This window comes from Mycobacterium helveticum (assembly GCF_007714205.1).
Classification (GTDB): Bacteria; Actinomycetota; Actinomycetes; order Mycobacteriales; family Mycobacteriaceae; genus Mycobacterium; species Mycobacterium helveticum.
Genome location: NZ_VMQU01000312.1, coordinates 1 through 890 on the forward strand (window position 1 = coordinate 1; position 890 = coordinate 890).

The window sequence follows — 890 nt, forward strand, 5'->3', positions numbered from 1 at the left end:
GTCGCACCGCAAGCTGGCTCACCGCGGCTCCTACCTGGAACGGGTGTGGGTGTCGGCCTCCACGGTGCGCACGGTGCTTGCCGCTGAAGGGCTTACACTGCAAGGTAATCCAGCTCGTGATCCGATCCCGCGCAAGCCGTGGCCGGACTGGCTGGAATGGAAGCCGAACCGGATCTGGGGTTATGACTTCACCCACTTCACCCGGGCTCATCGGGCGGTGGTGGCCATCCTCGATATCGTGTCCAGAAAGTGGCTGGCCACCGTTGTCTCTGCCGAGGAGTCCTCCACCCAGATCGAGGTCGCCTTCACCGACGCACTGAGCGCTGAAGGCCTGTGGGAAGCCGCCGATGAGCGTGCCACCGCCGCGTTGGTGGCAGCTCTGTCGTGCGGGGACCGCGCCGCTGTGGCCACCGCGATCGGCGACGGGCAGCTGCCGTTGCTGTTGGCGATCTCCGATAACGGTTCGCAGATGCGCAGCCACTCGACCCGGGAGTTCCTCGCCGGTGTGGCCATCGCCCAGCAGTTCGGCCGGCCCGGAACACCCCAAGACCAGGCGTGGGTCGAGACCCTGTTCGGTCACGTCAAGGGCGAATGGCCGCACCTGGAGAAGATCACCGACCCCGGCGAGCTTGAAGCCGAACTCGAACTCGTCCGGGCGCAATACAACGGGGTCAGGCTTCACGCCGGGATCGAGTATGTGACACCGAACGACGAACACGAAGGAAGAGGTGATGCCATCCGCACCCAACGCCGCGACGGACTCGTCCGTGCGCGCGAGAACCGCATCGCATACCGTCGATGCACGACCACTGGAGATGATCAATGAGCACACCCCGGTTCTGGCTGGGTATTTCTAACCGCGAATGGCTCATTAACTCAAACACACCTCA

General features: G+C 64.0%; 1 protein-coding gene. It reads left to right on the forward strand.

Going from position 1 to position 890, the window contains the following annotated elements:
• Positions 1-826, forward strand: an 826-nt coding sequence (locus tag FPZ47_RS27665) for an integrase core domain-containing protein (protein WP_144957494.1), incomplete at its 5' end; no start/stop codon positions are given.
• Positions 827-890 lie beyond the last annotated feature (64 nt).